10 protein-coding genes are annotated in these 16,903 nt (G+C 66.8%); 6 read left to right on the top strand and 4 right to left on the bottom strand.

Annotated features, from left to right (window positions below):
- The first annotated feature begins 17 nt into the window (after nucleotides 1-17).
- Nucleotides 18-1,259 (top strand): cytochrome P450, encoded by a 1,242-nt coding sequence (locus tag ACTXG5_RS13040; RefSeq protein ID WP_445164033.1) that lies wholly within the window; start codon nucleotides 18-20, stop codon nucleotides 1,257-1,259.
- Nucleotides 1,259-1,840, top strand: coding sequence for a TetR/AcrR family transcriptional regulator (locus ACTXG5_RS13035; protein WP_445164032.1), 582 nt, complete (start codon nucleotides 1,259-1,261; stop codon nucleotides 1,838-1,840). The genes ACTXG5_RS13040 and ACTXG5_RS13035 overlap by 1 nt, the downstream gene beginning before the upstream one ends.
- A gap of 25 nt (nucleotides 1,841-1,865) precedes the next feature.
- Here ACTXG5_RS13035 and ACTXG5_RS13030 read toward each other — a convergent pair whose 3' ends face one another.
- The 3 genes from ACTXG5_RS13030 to ACTXG5_RS13020 form a co-directional block, all read right to left on the bottom strand.
- Nucleotides 1,866-2,582, bottom strand: coding sequence for a siderophore-interacting protein (locus tag ACTXG5_RS13030; protein ID WP_445164031.1), 717 nt, complete (start codon nucleotides 2,580-2,582; stop codon nucleotides 1,866-1,868).
- A 69-nt stretch (nucleotides 2,583-2,651) separates the two neighbouring features.
- Nucleotides 2,652-3,794, bottom strand: coding sequence for an acyltransferase family protein (locus tag ACTXG5_RS13025; protein ID WP_445164030.1), 1,143 nt, complete (start codon nucleotides 3,792-3,794; stop codon nucleotides 2,652-2,654).
- On the bottom strand, nucleotides 3,791-5,506 hold the full coding sequence (locus ACTXG5_RS13020; protein ID WP_445164029.1) for a DEAD/DEAH box helicase: 1,716 nt from the start codon (nucleotides 5,504-5,506) through the stop codon (nucleotides 3,791-3,793). The genes ACTXG5_RS13025 and ACTXG5_RS13020 overlap by 4 nt, the downstream gene beginning before the upstream one ends.
- A 422-nt stretch (nucleotides 5,507-5,928) precedes the next feature.
- Between ACTXG5_RS13020 and ACTXG5_RS13015 the strand changes: the two genes are divergently transcribed.
- Together ACTXG5_RS13015 and ACTXG5_RS13010 are read left to right on the top strand one after the other, a co-directional pair.
- Nucleotides 5,929-6,516, top strand: coding sequence for an LppP/LprE family lipoprotein (locus ACTXG5_RS13015; RefSeq protein WP_445164400.1), 588 nt, complete (start codon nucleotides 5,929-5,931; stop codon nucleotides 6,514-6,516).
- A 58-nt stretch (nucleotides 6,517-6,574) separates the two neighbouring features.
- The gene (locus tag ACTXG5_RS13010) at nucleotides 6,575-9,979 is read left to right on the top strand and encodes a TM0106 family RecB-like putative nuclease (protein ID WP_445164028.1); all 3,405 of its coding nucleotides are present in this window, start codon (nucleotides 6,575-6,577) and stop codon (nucleotides 9,977-9,979) included.
- 24 nt (nucleotides 9,980-10,003) lie between these two features.
- Here ACTXG5_RS13010 and ACTXG5_RS13005 read toward each other — a convergent pair whose 3' ends face one another.
- Nucleotides 10,004-11,851, bottom strand: a complete 1,848-nt coding sequence (locus ACTXG5_RS13005; protein WP_445164399.1) for an MFS transporter — start codon at nucleotides 11,849-11,851, stop codon at nucleotides 10,004-10,006.
- 353 nt (nucleotides 11,852-12,204) lie between these two features.
- Here ACTXG5_RS13005 and ACTXG5_RS13000 point away from each other — a divergent pair, with 353 nt between their 5' ends.
- On the top strand, nucleotides 12,205-12,966 hold the full coding sequence (locus ACTXG5_RS13000) for a hypothetical protein (RefSeq protein ID WP_445164027.1): 762 nt from the start codon (nucleotides 12,205-12,207) through the stop codon (nucleotides 12,964-12,966).
- 147 nt (nucleotides 12,967-13,113) lie between these two features.
- On the top strand, nucleotides 13,114-16,854 hold the full coding sequence (locus tag ACTXG5_RS12995) for a multifunctional oxoglutarate decarboxylase/oxoglutarate dehydrogenase thiamine pyrophosphate-binding subunit/dihydrolipoyllysine-residue succinyltransferase subunit (protein ID WP_445164026.1): 3,741 nt from the start codon (nucleotides 13,114-13,116) through the stop codon (nucleotides 16,852-16,854).
- Nucleotides 16,855-16,903 lie beyond the last annotated feature (49 nt).

The following is a 16,903-nucleotide window of genomic DNA, read 5'->3' as shown; positions in this document are numbered from 1 at the left end:
TGTCGTACGAATGAGACATGGCCGCGGTTATGTCTTACAGCGCACCGGTCACGTTCCAGCTCGCCAACGCCGACACCTGGCGGGATCCCTGGCCGATGTACCGCGCGCTGCGCGACCACGACCCGGTGCACCACGTCGTACCGCCGAAACATCCCGAGGAGGATTACTACGTGCTGTCCCGGCACGCCGACGTGTGGTCGGCGGCCCGAGACCACGAGACGTTCTCCTCCGCGCAGGGGCTGACGGTCAACTATGGCGACCTGGAAATGATTGGCCTGCAAGATAACCCACCGTTCGTCATGCAGGACCCCCCGGTACACACCGAGTTTCGCAAGCTGGTGTCGCGCGGGTTCACCCCGCGACAGGTCGAGGCGGTGGAGCCCAAGGTGCGTGAGTTCGTCGTCGAGCGTATCGAGAAACTGCGCGCCGACGGCGGAGGCGACATCGTCACCGAGCTGTTCAAGCCGCTGCCGTCGATGGTCGTCGCGCATTATCTCGGTGTGCCCGAAGAGGATTGGGCACAATTTGACGGCTGGACCCAGGCTATTGTCGCGGCCAACACCGCCGAGGGCGGTGTCGCGGGCGCGCTGGAAACCGTCGGCGACGCGGTCGGATCGATGATGGCCTACTTCACCGGGCTGATCGAGCGCCGCCGGACCGAACCGGAGGACGACACTATCTCGCACCTCGTCGCCGCCGGCGTCGGAGCCGACGGCGACATCTCCGGCACGCTGTCGATCCTGGCGTTCACCTTCACGATGGTCACCGGCGGCAACGACACGGTGACCGGCATGCTCGGCGGTTCGATGCCGCTGCTGCACCAGCGACCCGACCAGCGAGAGTTACTGGTGGACAAGCCCGAACTGATCACCGACGCGATCGAGGAACTGTTGCGGCTGACCTCGCCGGTGCAGGGGCTGGCGCGCACTGCCACCTGCGACGTGACGATCGGCGACACCACCATCCCGGCCGATCGCCGAGTGCTGCTGCTGTACGGGTCGGCCAACCGCGACGAACGCCAATACGGGCCGGACGCCGGCGAACTCGATGTGACCCGCGGCCCGCGCAACATCCTGACCTTCAGCCACGGCGCCCACCACTGCCTGGGCGCGGCGGCGGCGCGGATGCAATCCAGGGTCGCGCTGACCGAGCTGCTGGCCCGCTGCCCGGACTTCGACGTCGACGAGAATTCGATCGCGTGGGCGGGCGGCAGCTACGTGCGGCGTCCGCTGTCGGTACCGATCACCGCGAAGTCCTGATGCCCGGTAACGACTGGCTTGCCCCGCGCCGCAACGAAGCAGCCGTGGATCGGATACTCGACGCGGCCGAGGAGCTCTACACTGCGCGCGACTCTGATTCGATTGGCATGAACGAGATCGCCAGGGCCGCAGGCTGTTCCCGCGCGACGCTGTACCGGTACTTCGAAAACCGGGAGGCGCTACGAACCGCGTACGTGCACCGGGAGACCCACCGGCTGGGCCGCGAGATCGTCGCGCGGACCGGCAGCATCCAGGACCCACACGAACGGCTGATCGTCAGCATCCTGGTCACGCTGGCGATGGTTCGCGACAGCCCCGCGCTGGCGTCCTGGTTCGCCACCACCCGCCCGCCGGTCGGCGGCGAGTTGGCCGGACAGTCCGACGTGATCGCGGCCTTGGCGGCGGCGTTCCTGCACTCGCTGGGAGCCGACGATCCCGCCGTCATCGAACGCCGCGCCCGCTGGGCGGTCCGGGTGATCGTCTCGCTGCTGACGTACCCGGGCCGCGACCTTGACGAGGAGCGGGCGATGATCGAGGAATTTGTCGTCCCGATCATCGCCCCGGCAAGCGCCCGCCGCTAGCTGGCAGCCATCCCCCTCTCCGGGATCAGGCCACCCAATAGGCTTGCGCCTTAATGGATTTCCGTGGGATACCGAAGTCCTCCCGTAAAGCCTTGGCAACCGCGCGGGTGGTGCGGTTATCGCAGGCCACCCAGCCGAAGTAGTCGCCGGCGTCAAAGGCCGCCGACCGCACCACCTCCAGCAAGGCCTGACCGGCGTTCTTGCGGTCCACCCAGGTGATGTCGGCGCCGGGCGCCACCGGCAGCTCTTTGTCGTCGTCGTGGTCGGCCTCCAAGAACACCTGCGCCGGAGCGTCACCGATCCACTCGAGCAACGAGTTGATCGCCGGCAGCGAGGCGCAGTCTCCGACGATGACGTACCCGGCCGGCGCGGGCTCGGGAATGGCGAACCTGCTGCCCAGCACGGTCGCCTCGATGGTGTCGCCCGGTTGCGCCGCACGCGCCCATTGCGATGCGATGCCGTCGTGCAGGGCGAACTCGACACTGACCGTGTCGGCGGCCGAGTCGGGGTCGACCAGCGTATAGCCACGCTGGTGCAGCCGGTCGCCGTCGACGAACCACATCCGGATCCACATCGTCGGGTGCACCGCCTGATCCGCGAGCATCCCGCCGGCGTCGAAGCTCAGCCGCAGATAGTGCGGGCCGATCTCATGCCGGTCGGTGACCGTGAGCCGGTAGTCCCCGGCGCCCATCAGCTTGAGCACCGTGCCCGTCCAGCCGCGGGATGCCTTGTGTTCGCTCATCGGAATGACGCCCTCCCCTACCCGTGCATCGAGTTAGGTTAGGGTAACCTACCTAAAGGCGAATGTCACTCAGCTGGAAACGCGCGTGAAGCGGTGCAAGAGCCAGGCCAGCGGGATCGTCACCACCAGCGTCACGATGAACAGGTACAGCATCGAACCCGTGTAGACGTGGGCCCGCACCACGTACACCATCGCGAATTCCATCGTCACCAGGTGGATCAGGAAGATTTCGTAGGAGATCTCTCCGAGCCACACCATCGGCCGGCTGGCCAGCAGCTGCCCGTACCAACTCTGCTCGTCCCCCAAGGCCAGCGGAGCCACGGCCAGGGTGGCGATCACTGCGTAGAACATCGTCTTGACGAGTGCTTCGGTCATCGCTGCCGGCGATGTCGTGGGTGCACCCCCGATCGGGGTGGCGACGATGAAATAGCAGATGACCGCCAGCGGGACGGCAGCGAACGCGTACCAGCGCACCCCCATTGCCTGCAGCACCGCCAGCAACATGCCGCCTAGAAACCAGGCCAGGTAGGTCGGCAGCCACAGCCGAGCGCCGTCGGGAAACCAGTGATCGATGCGCACCAGGACCACCCATGCCGGGCTGATCAAACTCAGCGCCAGCACCGTACCTACCAACAACCGCGGCTGCCAGCGCCGCCGACAGAGCACCACCAGCAGCAGATAGGCCAAACCCGGCAGGATGAGGTAGAAGGACGCCTCGACCGCGAGGCTCCACATCTGGGTCAGGCCCTGGTGCAGGTACTTGCCGAGGTAGCCGTCGGTGTAGATCTGCGTCAACGTGAGGTTGCGGAGCAGTCCGTGCCAGGAATGCCCGGGGTTCGGTCCGGCTTCGCGAAAGTGGTACAGCACATAGGCGAACAGCACGGTGATGACGTAGGCAGGCATGATGCGCCGAACCCGGTGCCGCGCATAGCGACTCACCGAGGGGGGCGGGCCGTCGCGAACCGCCGACTTCACCCAGGGGCGGAACAGCAGAAAACCCGACAGGACGAAGAAGATCGGCACGCCGATCTCCATCCGGGCACCGACCAGGCCCCAATAACCGTGCGTGTACTTACCGGTGGTGTAGGCCGCGTGGGTACCGACAACCAGGATCGCCGCGACCGCGCGGATACCGGTCAGGGAAGCGACCCGGTCGACGCGCGAGACCTGCTCGAGTCCGCCTTGTGCGTCGGTGTCCTCGGACAGGGTCATTCGGTGTGTTTTCTGTACGGTTTTCCACCTTCGCGACGCGTCTTTTCAGACGACTTCCCGGCTGACCGCTCCAGTCGGAGTTCGATCAGTACGCCCGAGATGCGGGTGCGCTCAAGCTTTTTCAATGTCGCGTGCGGGAGTTTGGGCGGAAGCTCCACCAGTGAAAAGTCCGGCCCGATCGAGATGTGGCCGAAATCGCTACGGTGCAGGCCCCCTTCGTTGGCGATAGCGCCGACGATCGCGCCCGGGCCGATCTTGTGCCGTTTACCCACGGAGATCCGGTACGTGGCGAAATCTCTTGTCTGCCTTGGCTTGTCTGTGTGATCCCGACGTTCGGTGTTGCGCTCGGGCCGCTCACGTCGTTGCGGCGGTTCGGGCGACATCAGGAACGCCTCGCCATCGCGGGACTGCAAGGCCAGCGCCGCGGCGATGTCAGCCATCGGGACGTCGTGCTCGCGTTCGTAGTCCTCAACTAGCCTGCGGAACAGCTCGATTCCTGAACCGCCGAGCGTGTCGGTGATGGAATCGGCGAATTTCGCTACCCGTTGTGCGTTGACGTCCTCGACGCTGGGCAATTCAACTTCGGTCAACGTTTGCCGGGTCGCTTTTTCGATGGCCTTGAGCATGTGGCGCTCCCGCGGGGAGACGAACAGCAGCGCGTTTCCCGAACGCCCGGCCCTGCCGGTGCGTCCGATCCGGTGCACGTAAGACTCAGTGTCATGCGGGATGTCGTAGTTGAGCACATGCGAGATGCGCTCGACGTCCAGCCCGCGCGCCGCCACATCGGTGGCCACCAAGATGTCGATTTTTCCATTCTTGAGCGAGGCTATGGTCCGCTCGCGCTGCGCCTGCGCGATGTCGCCGTTGATGGCGGCCGCGGAAAACCCTCGGGCACGCAGCTTTTCGGCGACCTCCTCGGTCGCCTGCTTGGTGCGCACGAAGACGATCATCGCCTCGAACGGCTCGACTTCGAGGACCCTGGTCAGCGCATCCATCTTGCGCGGACCGGCCACCTGAATGTAGCGCTGCGAAATGTTTTCCGCGGTGGTGGTTTTCGATTTGGTCGTGACTTCGAGCGGATCGTGCAGGTACTTGGTGGTGATCTTGCGGATGGCCGGCGGCATGGTCGCCGAAAACAGGGCCACCTGTTTGAACTCCGGGGTTTCGGACAGGATGCGGTCGACCTCTTCGGCGAACCCCATGGTCAGCATCTCGTCGGCCTCGTCGAGCACCAGGTAGTCCACGTGCGAGAGGTCCAGCGTGCCGCGTTCCAGGTGGTCGATGACCCGGCCCGGGGTGCCGACGACCACCTGGGCGCCGCGCCTCAGGCCGGCAAGTTGGACGGTGTAGGACGCGCCGCCGTAGATCGGCAGCACGTTGATCTGGGGCAGATGGGCGCCGTAGCGACTGAACGCCTCGGCGACCTGCAAGGCCAGCTCGCGGGTGGGCGCCAGCACCAGGGCCTGAGTCGCCTTATTGGTGACGTCGATCTTGGACAGGATCGGGATCGCGAACGCTGCCGTCTTTCCGGTGCCGGTTTGCGCCAGTCCCACCACGTCGGAACCCGCCATCAGCGCCGGAATCGTCGCCGCCTGAATCGCGGTCGGCGACTCGTAGCCGACGTCGGCGATCGCCCGCATGACGGGAGGAGGAATCTGCAGGTCGGCAAAGGTCGCAGAGGGAGCCGCGGGCGAGCTATCCGGGAGGGTCATCGTGCATTGAGTTTAGTGGCGATCGCGAGCGCAGCGCAGCTGGGCGTGGCGGGTCACCACCATCGGACCCAGTGGCGATCGCGAGCGCAGCGCAGCTGGGCGTGGCGGGTCACCACCATCGGACCCAGTGGCGATCGCGAGCGCAGCGCAGCTGGGCGTGGCGGGTCACCACCATCGGACCCAGTGGCGATCGCGAGCGCAGCGCAGCTGGGCGTGGCGGGTCACCACCATCGGACCCAGTGGCGATCGCGAGCGCAGCGCAGCTGGGCGTGGCGGGTCACCACCATCGGACCCAGTGGCGATCGCGAGCGCAGCGCAGCTGGGCGTGGCGGGTCACCACCATCGGACCCAGTGGCGATCGCGAGCGCAGCGCAGCTGGGCGTGGCGGGTCTGTCGCGCCGGCCAGCCTGATGCCGGTACGGTTGCGCGATGTGTGGTCGCTACCCCGCCGTGCCGAGCCACTGACCGTCGGCGTCCTGGTCGCTGTGACGCTGACCGGCTGTGGTTCGGGAGATTCGACGGTCGCCAAGACACCCCAAGCCACGACGCCGCCGACCGCGTCGATCACCGCCCCCGCCACGCCCGTGCCGGCCGACGGCGCGTCGCCCGGTCCCAGTACGCCGGCCGACCCGTGCGCGGTCAATCTGGCCTCGCCCACGATCGCGAAAGTGGTCTCCGATTTGCCCCGCGATCCGCGCAGCCAGCAGGCCTGGAACCCGGAACCGCTGGCCGGTAACTACAACCAGTGCGCCCAGCTTTCGGCGGTGATCATTAAGGCCAACACCAACGCGGTCAATCCGACCACCCGCGCGGTGTTGTTTCATCTCGGGCAGTTCATCCCGCAGGGAGTGCCGGACACCTATGGCTTCAACGGCATCGACGCCGCACAAACCACCGGCGACACGGTGGCGCTGACGTATCCCAGCGGTATCAACGGCTTGAACACCGACGTGCGATTCCGCTGGAACGGCAACAGCGTCGAGCTGATCGGTAACGGCGCCGGTCGCTGAGCCGGCACACCCTCGCAGAACCGTCTCGCTGTCGGCCTCCTCACCTACAGTGGCTGCTGTGTTCGTCACCGGCGACAGCATCGTCTACAGCGCATCGGACCTGGCCGCCGCGGCCCGGTGCGAGTACGCGCTGCTCCGCGATTTCGACGCAAAGCTGGGCCGGGCCCCCGCCGTCAGCGTCGTCGACGAACTGCTGGCGCGCACCGCCACCCTCGGTGACGACCATGAGCAACGCGAACTCGACCGTCTACGCGAGGAGTTCGCGGATGGCGTCGCGGTCATCGGCCGTCCCGCATACACCCTCGCCGGGCTGGCCGCCGCCGCGCAGGCAACCCGGCGCGCCATCGCCAACCGCGCCCCGGTGGTGTACCAGGCCGCGATGTTCGATGGCCGCTTCGTAGGGTTCGCCGACTTCCTGGTTGCCGACGGCGAGCAGTACCGGCTCGTCGACACCAAGCTGGCCCGCTCCCCCAAGGTCACCGCGTTATTGCAGCTGGCGGCCTACGCCGACGCTCTCGCCGCCATGGACGTGTCCGTCGCGGACGAGGCCGAGCTCAGATTGGGCGACGGATCGGTCGTGCGGTATCGCGTCTGCGATCTGATCCCCGTCTACCGAGCCCAGCGCGCGCAGTTGCAGCGGCTGCTCGACGGCCATTACGCCGCGGGCACCGCGGTGCGCTGGGAAGACGAGGGTGTGCGGGCATGTTTTCGTTGTCCGCTGTGTATCGAGCAGGTGCAGGCCGCCGATGATCTGCTGCTGGTCGCAGGTCTGCGAGTCAGCCAGCGGGACAAGCTCATTGACGCCGGGATCGCCACGGTCGCCGACCTGGCGCAACATTGCGGGCCGGTGCCCGACCTGGCGCCCAGCGCGTTGGGCAAGCTGACCGCTCAGGCTAAACTACAAGTACAGCAACGTGATACCGGCGTTCCGCAGTTTCAGATCGTCGATCCGCAGCCGCTGACGCTGCTGCCAGAGCCCGACCCCGGCGATCTGTTCTTCGACTTCGAAGGCGATCCGCTATGGACCGCCGATGGCCACGACTGGGGCCTGGAATACCTGTTCGGCGTCTTGGACGCGGCAGGGAAATTTCAGCCGCTGTGGGCGCATAACCGGGTGGCCGAACGCAAGGCGCTCGTCGATTTTCTGGCGATGGTGGCCAAGCGTCGCAAGCGTCGCCCCAACATGCACATCTACCATTACGCGCCGTACGAGAAGACCGCGTTGTTGCGACTTGCCGGACGTTACGGCGTCGGCGAGGACCAGGTCGACGAGCTGTTGCGTAGCGGGACACTGGTTGACCTGTACCCGTTGGTGCGCAAGAGCATTCGGGTGGGCGCAGAGTCGTTCAGCCTCAAGGCGCTCGAGCCGCTGTATATGGGGACGCAGCTGCGCTCCGGTGACGTCACCACGGCCACCGATTCGATCACCTCCTACGCCAAGTACTGCGAACTGGGAGACGCCGGTCGTGTCGGCGAAGCCGAAACCGTGCTCAAGGAGATCGAGGACTACAACCACTACGACTGCCGCTCGACTCAGGAACTGCGCAATTGGTTGCTGGTGCGCGCCTGGGAAGCCGGCGTCACACCGGTTGGCGCCCAACCGGTTCCCGGCGGCGACACCGTCGACGACCATGACGAGCTGGCGGCGACCCTGTCGGCCTTCGCCGGCGATGCCGCCGTCGGCGACCGCACGCCGGAGCAGATTGGCGTCGCGCTGGTGGGCGCGGCTCGCGGCTACCACCGGCGTGAGGACAAACCGTTCTGGTGGGCGCATTTCGACCGGCTGAACTTTCCGGTTGACGAATGGGCGGATAACACCGATGTGTTCGTTTCCGACGACGCGTCGCTCAGCGTCGACTGGCATATGCCTCCCCGCGCACGCAAGCCGCAACGGCGGGTGACGCTGCGCGGCGGACTGTCCCGCGGCGACCTGATGACGGATGTGTTCGCGCTCTACGAGGCGCCGGCTCCGCCCAGCATGAGCGACAACCCCGACCGGCGCGCGGCCGGGCGGGCCAAGGTTGTCGAAGTCGACGACCCGGCAGTGCCCACCGAAGTCGTCATCCTTGAACGAGTCGGCAGTGACGGCAACGCATTTCACCAGCTACCCTTTGCGCTGACGCCCGGGCCACCCGTGCCCACGACAGCGCTGCGCGAGTCGATCGAATCGACCGCGGTCGCCGTGGCCGCCGGGCTGCCACAACTCCCCCGCACCGCGATGATCGATGTCCTGCTGCGCCGCCCGCCCCGTACCCGCAGCGGTGCTGCGCTACCGCGTAGTACCGAGACCATCGCCGACATCACCGCAGCGGCCCTGGATCTCGATTTGTCCTATCTGGCGGTGCATGGGCCGCCCGGGACCGGGAAGACATACACCGCTGCCCAAGTGATCACCCGCTTGGTCACCGAACACGGCTGGCGCGTCGGCGTGGTGGCGCAATCGCACGCGACCGTGGAAAACCTGCTCGATGCCGTGATCGATGCCGGGCTGGAACCGGGCCGGGTAGCGAAGAAGAAGTACGACCACCACGCTCCACGCTGGCAGGAGATCGACGGCGGCGACTACGCGGCATTCATCTCGGCCACCGTTGGATGCGTGATCGGTGGTACGGCTTGGGATTTCGCCAACGCCAATCGGGTGCTGCCGAACAGCCTGGATCTGCTGGTCATCGACGAGGCCGGCCAGTTCTGCCTGGCCAACACGATCGCCGTGGCACCGGCGGCCGGGAACCTCCTGCTGCTTGGGGACCCGCAGCAGCTGCCGCAGGTCACTCAGGGCACTCATCCCGAACCTGTCGACACATCTGCCCTCGATTGGCTGGTCGACGGTCAGCGCACATTGCCCGATGAGCGCGGCTACTTCCTGGACCGCTCCTACCGGATGCATCCGGCGGTCTGCGCCGCGGTCTCCGAGCTGTCCTACGAAGGCAGGCTGCATTCGGTCACCGAGCGCACCGCCGCGCGCCGCCTCGACGGCTATCAGCCCGGCGTGCGGGTGCTTTCGGTTCGCCACCAAGGCAACTCGATTGAAAGCTCGGAGGAAGCCGACACGATCCTCGCCGAGATCCGGCGGCTGCTCGGGTCATCCTGGACCGACGAGCACGGCACCAGGCCGTTGGCCGCCTCGGACGTGCTGGTGTTGGCGCCGTACAACGCTCAGGTGTCGTTGGTGCGTCAGCGGCTGACGTCTGCGGATCTGGGCGCAGTCCGGGTCGGAACCGTCGACAAGTTCCAGGGCGGCCAGGCGCCGGTGGTCTTCATCTCGATGACAGCGTCGTCAGTAGATGAAGTGCCACGCGGAATCTCCTTCCTGCTCAACAGGAATCGACTCAATGTGGCAGTCAGCCGGGCGCAATACGCGGCGGTGATCGTGCGCTCGGAGTTGCTGACTGAGTACCTGCCCACCACGCCCGCCGGCCTGCTGGAGTTAGGCGGCTTTTTGGCGCTGACGGCGACTGGCTGAGATTGCCCCGTCGGCCGGCCAGGCCTACCTGTCCGAGGAGTGCCGACCGCGGCCGGTGGGGTCGTCGTCCGGATCGGGTCCGCGCCATCCCGGCGTAGGCGCGCGGCGATCGTTGCGTGCGGGTCTCCCTAACCGGCCTGGCGGAAGCTCAGCGAGAGGACCAAAGTGCTTTTCACGGTCGGCGCGAGAGTCGTTGTGGGCGAATCCAATCGGTTCGGGTCGCGGCCGTGCGTCGTCGAGCACGCGGTGCCGCATCTTTGCCGGTGCGACCGCTGCGCCGGGCCCTGGCGCGCGGTCCGGCCCACGACGCAGTATGACTTCGACATAGTCGTCGTCGTCATCGTCGTCGTCAGTGCCAACGTCGTGGTGTCCGGACGGCGCGCCACCGATGCCCGCGCGGGCCAGCACCGAGGGCGCGAAGCCGACCAGGAACAGGGCGGCGACGATCCCGAACAACGTGATGAACGCGGGCAAAAGCACCGATTGCGACATCGCTGCCGAGAACGGCTCGCGCACGAACTCGGGCAGTTGCAAGGGAATAGCGCCATCCCCCGCGTCTTGACCGGACGCGTTGGGCGGCATCTCGGCGCCGATCCGCCACGTCATGAACGCCGCCATGGCGGCGCTGCCGAGCACCGCCCCGAGCTGGCGGACCGAGTTGAAGACGGCAGAGCCAGTGCCGGCCAGATGCGGCGGCAGGTTGCGGGTCGCGGTGGCCGTCAGCGGAGACCACACAAACGCCATCCCGACACCAATCGCGGTGAACGGCAACACCAGCCGCCAGATCGGCGTGTCCGGGGCCATCTCGAACGAAAGCCACGTCAGCGCGATCGCCAGCACCGAAAAGCCGAAGCCGAGCACGGGCCGCGGGTGGTATCGGTCGACGATTCTGCCGACGAACGGCGCGAGCACCCCGTTGGCGATCGCCATCGGGGCGATCAGCAGGGCCGAACGCGTCGGCGACAGCCCACACACCGTCTGCGTATAGAAGGTGAGCGGCAGCATCATCGCCGTCGAGGCGAACGAGGTGATGGCCACCCCGACGTTGCACAGGCTGAAGTCCCGGTCGGCGAACACGTCCAGCGGGATCAGCGGCTCCCGGGTGTTCACCGCCTGCCAGTAGACGAACGCCGAAACGCATCCCGCTCCCGCGACGATGGTGGCCCAGATCCACGGCTGCCATCCGGCGGCCTGGCCCTGTTGTAGACCGAACACGATCAGGAGCACGCCCACCCCGGACAGTCCGACGCCGACCAGATCGAACCGGTGCGACTGGGTGGGCAGCACCGGAACCAGCCACACCGCCAACACCAACCCGATGATGCCGATCGGAACATTGACGAAGAAGATCCACTCCCAACCCAGCCCATCCACCAGCACGCCACCGGCCAACGGACCCACCAGGCTGGCGACGCCGGCGGTAGCGCCCCACACGCTGACCGCCACCCCGCGCCGCTGCGGCGGGAAGATCCGGGTGATCGTCGACAAGGTCTGCGGGGTGAGCACCCCGGCGCCGATCCCCTGCACGACCCGCGCGGCGATCAGCATGCCGGCGCTACCGGACAGCCCACACCACACCGACGCGACGGTGAACACCACCAGGCCGATCAAGTAGAGGTTCTTCGGGCCGTACCGGTCGCCAAGCCGGCCGGCCACCAGCAACACCACCGCATAGCCGAGCAGGTAGGCGCTGGTCACCCAGACCACGGCGTCGTAGCCGATATGCAAGTCGGCCATGATCGTCGGATTGGCGATCGCGACGATGGTCGAGTCGACCATGATCATGAAGAAGCCGATCATCATCGCCCAGAGCGCGTTCCACGGGTTGTCGCCCGTCGCAGGGCCCCCAGCGGTGCGGAACTTGCGGTCCATGGCCAGCTCGGCACGACGCGGCCCGGCGCGCCGGGCTCCCCCGGACGACCCGGGCGTGGCCGTGGTCATGCACTCACCTCGCTTCAGCGCCCGACGACGGGCTTGCCGCCGTGAGCAGGTGTGATACCGCCCGCACCCAGCGGGTCCCCCAACCGCAGCCGACAACTGGGACCGACTGTGTCCCGCCTGCATTATTCAGGGTTGGCCGACCGGCCGGGCACCCCCGGGCCACCCGCGGTCGGGCTAACTCAGCAGCATCGCGGCTGCCACCGTGTTCAGCAAACACGGGCTAGCCTGAGAGGAACGCCATTCGCAGGAGAGGCACTATGAGCGCGCGACGCAATAGGTCAGGGATGTGGTCCCTGAAACGATCTGAGCCATTGCCTGAGAACACCGAGCCCGGCGGCTCCGGTCGGCCCAAGGCATCCGCGCGCGCATTGGCGCAGGTCATCGAGCGCAGCTCGCGGGTCCAGGGCCCAGCCGCCCAGGCCTATGTGGCCCGGTTGCGCCGGGCATACCCAGGCGCGAGCCCCGCTGAGATCGTCACCAAGCTGGAAAAGCGCTACCTGACCGCATTGACGGCCAGCGGTGCCGCCGTGGGTTCGGCGGCGACGTTCCCCGGGGTCGGGACGTTGACGGCCATGTCGGCGGGCGCCGGCGAGACGGTGTTCTTTATGGAGGCAACGGCGGTGTTCGTTCTGGCGAACGCCGTGGTCTACGGCATCCCCGCCGATCACCGTGAGCGGCGTCGCGCACTGGTGCTGGCCGTCCTGGTCGGCGACGACAGCAAGCGCGCTATCGGCGAGCTGATCGGTCCCGCGCGCACCAACGGTGGTTGGCTGGCCGAGGGCATGGCCTCGCTGCCACTGTCGTCGCTGGGGCGGCTGAACTCGCGAATGCTGAAGTACTTCGTCAAGCGGTACGCGCTGCGGCGCGGTGCGCTGATGTTCGGCAAAATGTTGCCCGTCGGCATCGGAGCCGCGGTCGGCGGCGCCGGCAATCGCATGGTGGGCAAGAAGATCGTCGGCAACGCCCGCCGGGCATTCGGCGCCCCGCCGGCCCGCTGGCCGAACACCTTGCACGTGTTGCCGACGGTCCACGAAGTCAGCAATTAGTAGCCGTCCGGCCCCCGGTTCCGCGGTCTCGCTGGCGAATTAGCGGCGAAGGGTTAGCCTTTATGGGGCGGAAACGGGCAGGGCCGCCACGGGTGTGAGGTATCTCGTCGGGCCTGCAGGACATAAGAATTGAGGCGAACAGCGGCCGTGAGCAACGTAGGTTCACCATTCGGGCAAAATGAATGGCTGGTCGAGGAGATGTACCGCAAGTTCCGCGACGACCCCTCGTCGGTGGATCCGAGCTGGCACGAGTTCCTGGTTGACTACAACCCCGAGCCGACCGCCTCAGCGGCCCAAGACACCCCGAGAACCAGTGCCGCCGCGCCCGCCCCGGCGCCCGCACCGGTCGCCGTAGCCGAGCCACCGGCCCCTGCGCCCGCCCCTGTCAACCCCGCCGGCACAGCTGCGGCCGGCAACGGCGCCGGCACGGCACCGCCTGCTGCGTCTGCTCCCACCGCACCCAACCCGAAGGCGCCTCCGCCCCCGCCGGCCGAAGGCGACGAGGCGCAGGTGCTGCGCGGCGCCGCCGCGGCCGTCGTCAAGAACATGTCGGCGTCGCTCGATGTGCCGACGGCCACCAGCGTCCGGGCCGTTCCGGCCAAGCTGATGATCGACAACCGGATCGTTGTCAACAACCAACTCAAACGCACTCGCGGCGGCAAGATCTCGTTCACCCATCTGCTGGGCTACGCGCTGGTGCAGGCCGTCAAGAAGTTCCCGAACATGAACCGGCACTTCGCCGAGGTCGACGGTAAGCCCAACGCCATCACCCCGGCGCACACCAATCTCGGCCTGGCCATCGACCTGCGGGGCAAAGACGGCAAGCGCTCGCTGGTGGTGGCCGGCATCAGGCGCTGCGAGGAATTGCGCTTCGCGGAATTCGTCTCCGCCTACGAGGACATCGTGCGCCGCGCCCGCGACGGCAAGCTGACCGCCGAAGACTTTGCCGGAGTGACGATTTCGCTGACCAACCCCGGCACCATCGGCACCGTGCACTCGGTGCCGCGGCTGATGGCCGGCCAGGGCGCCATCATCGGTGTCGGCGCGATGGAATACCCCGCCGAGTTCCAGGGGGCCAGCGAGGAGCGCATCGCCGAGCTGGGCATCGGCAAGCTGATCACCCTGACGTCGACCTACGACCACCGCATCATCCAGGGCGCGGAGTCCGGCGACTTCCTGCGCACCATCCACGAAATGCTGCTCTCGGATACGTTCTGGGACGACATCTTCCGTGAGCTGGGCAACCCGTACCTGCCGGTGCGCTGGAGTACCGACAACCCGGATTCGATCGTCGACAAGAACGCCCGAGTCATGGAGTTGATCGCGGCCTATCGCAACCGCGGCCACCTGATGGCCGACATCGACCCGTTGCGGTTGGACACCAGCCGGTTCCGCAGCCACCCCGATCTCGAAATCCTCAATCACGGCCTGACGCTGTGGGATCTCGACCGGGTGTTCAAGGTCAACGGTTTTGCCGGCTGCGAGTACAAGAAGCTGCGCGACGTGCTGGGCCTGTTGCGCGACGCCTACTGCCGCCACATCGGCGTGGAATACACCCACATCCTCGAGCCCGAACAACAGCAATGGCTGGAAGAGCGGGTCGAGACCAAACACGTCAAACCCACTGTGGCCGAACAGAAATACATCCTGAGCAAGCTCAACGCCGCCGAGGCGTTCGAGACGTTCCTGCAGACCAAGTACGTCGGGCAGAAGCGGTTCTCGCTGGAAGGCGCCGAAAGCCAGATCCCGCTGATGGACGCGGCCATCGACCAGTGCGCCGAGCACGGCCTGGACGAAGTGGTCATCGCGATGCCGCACCGCGGCCGGCTCAACGTGCTGGCCAATATCGTCGGAAAGCCGTACTCGCAGATCTTCAGTGAGTTCGAGGGCAACCTGAACCCGTCCCAGGCGCACGGTTCCGGCGACGTCAAATACCACCTCGGCGCCACCGGTGTGTACCTGCAGATGTTCGGCGACAACGACCTTCAGGTTTCGCTGACCGCCAACCCGTCGCACCTGGAGGCCGTGGACCCGGTGCTGGAGGGCCTGGTGCGGGCCAAGCAGGACCTGCTGGACCGGGGTGCCGACGACGACGGGGGCAAGAGCTTCGCGGTGGTGCCGCTGATGCTGCACGGTGATGCCGCCTTCGCCGGCCAGGGTGTGGTCGCCGAGACGCTGAACCTGGCAAACCTGCCGGGCTACCGCGTCGGCGGCACCATCCACCTCATCGTCAACAACCAGATCGGCTTCACCACCGCACCGGAGTTTTCCCGGTCCAGCGAGTACTGCACCGACGTCGCCAAGATGATCGGTGCGCCGATCTTCCACGTCAACGGCGACGACCCGGAAGCGTGCGCGTGGGTCGCGCGGCTGGCCGTTGACTTCCGCCAGAAGTTCAGGAAAGACGTCATCATCGACATGCTGTGCTACCGCCGGCGCGGGCACAACGAGGGCGACGACCCGTCGATGACGAACCCCTACATGTACGACGTCGTCGACACCAAGCGCGGGGCCCGCAAGACCTACACCGAAGCCCTGATCGGCCGCGGCGACATCTCGATGAAGGAAGCCGAGGACGCGCTGCGCGACTACCAGGGCCAGCTGGAGCGGGTGTTCAACGAGGTCCGCGACCTGGAGAAGCACGGCGCGAAGGCGAGCGAATCGGTCGAGGCGGACCAGATGATTCCCGCGGGGCTGGACACCGCGGTGGACAAGTCGCTGCTGGCCCGCATCGGCGACGCGTTCCTTGCCGTCCCCGAGGGATTCACCGCCCACCCGCGGGTCCAACCGGTGCTGGAAAGGCGCCGGGAGATGGCTTACGAAGGCAAGATCGACTGGGCCTTCGGCGAGCTGCTGGCGCTGGGATCGCTAGTGGCCGAGGGCAAGCTGGTGCGCCTGTCGGGACAAGACACCCGGCGCGGCACCTTCTCCCAACGGCATTCGGTGATCATCGACCGCAACAACTGCGACGAGTTCACCCCGTTGCAGCTGCTGGCGACCAACAAGGACGGCAGCCCGTCCGGCGGCAAGTTCCTGGTCTACGACTCGCCGCTGTCGGAGTACGCCGCTGTCGGCTTCGAATACGGCTACACCGTGGGCAACCCGGATGCCGTGGTGCTGTGGGAGGGACAGTTCGGCGACTTCGTCAACGGGGCGCAGTCGATCATCGACGAGTTCATCAGCTCCGGCGAGGCTAAATGGGGCCAGCTGTCGACCGTCGTCCTGCTGCTGCCGCACGGTCACGAGGGGCAGGGGCCTGACCACACCTCCGGCCGGATCGAACGCTTCTTGCAGCTGTGGGCCGAGGGTTCGATGACGATCGCGGTGCCGTCGACGCCGGCGAACTACTTCCACCTGCTGCGCCGGCACGCCCTGGACGGGGTGATGCGCCCGCTGATCGTGTTCACGCCGAAGTCGATGCTGCGCAACAAGGCGGCGGTCAGCGACATCCGGGACTTCACCGAGATCAAGTTCCGCTCGGTGCTCGAGGAGCCCAGCTACGAGGACGGCATCGGCGACCGCAGCAAGGTCACCCGAATCCTGCTGACCAGCGGCAAGATCTACTACGAGCTGGCCGCACGCAAGGCCAAGGACAACCGCGACGACGTCGCCATCGTGCGCCTCGAGCAGCTCGCCCCCCTGCCGCGGCGCCGGCTGGAGGACACGTTGGAGCGCTACCCAGACGCCAACGAGTTCTTCTGGGTCCAGGAGGAGCCGGCCAATCAGGGCGCATGGCCGTCGTTGGGCTTGACGCTGCCCGAGGTGCTGCCGGACAAGTTGAGCGGGATCAAGCGCATCTCGCGCCGGGCCATGTCGGCTCCCTCCTCGGGTTCGTCGAAGGTGCACGCTGTCGAGCAACAGGAGATACTCGACACCGCCTTCGGGTGAGATTTGCCAACGCACCCCTGGACCGCTCCTGATACCCGCTAACCTCGAC

It is taken from the genome of Mycobacterium sp. Dal123C01 (assembly GCF_052566995.1).
Note: the sequence above shows the minus strand (reverse complement) of the source record. Positions and strands in the feature narration are given on the sequence as shown.

Coding starts and splice junctions, on each gene's coding strand:
- ACTXG5_RS13040 (WP_445164033.1), top strand. CDS start 18: ATGGCCGCGGTTATGTCTTACAGCGCACCGGTCACGTTCCAGCTCGCC.
- ACTXG5_RS13020 (WP_445164029.1), bottom strand. CDS start 5,506: ATGACCCTCCCGGATAGCTCGCCCGCGGCTCCCTCTGCGACCTTTGCC.
- ACTXG5_RS13005 (WP_445164399.1), bottom strand. CDS start 11,851: ATGGACCGCAAGTTCCGCACCGCTGGGGGCCCTGCGACGGGCGACAAC.
- ACTXG5_RS13000 (WP_445164027.1), top strand. CDS start 12,205: ATGTGGTCCCTGAAACGATCTGAGCCATTGCCTGAGAACACCGAGCCC.
- ACTXG5_RS13035 (WP_445164032.1), top strand. CDS start 1,259: ATGCCCGGTAACGACTGGCTTGCCCCGCGCCGCAACGAAGCAGCCGTG.
- ACTXG5_RS13030 (WP_445164031.1), bottom strand. CDS start 2,582: ATGAGCGAACACAAGGCATCCCGCGGCTGGACGGGCACGGTGCTCAAG.
- ACTXG5_RS13025 (WP_445164030.1), bottom strand. CDS start 3,794: ATGACCCTGTCCGAGGACACCGACGCACAAGGCGGACTCGAGCAGGTC.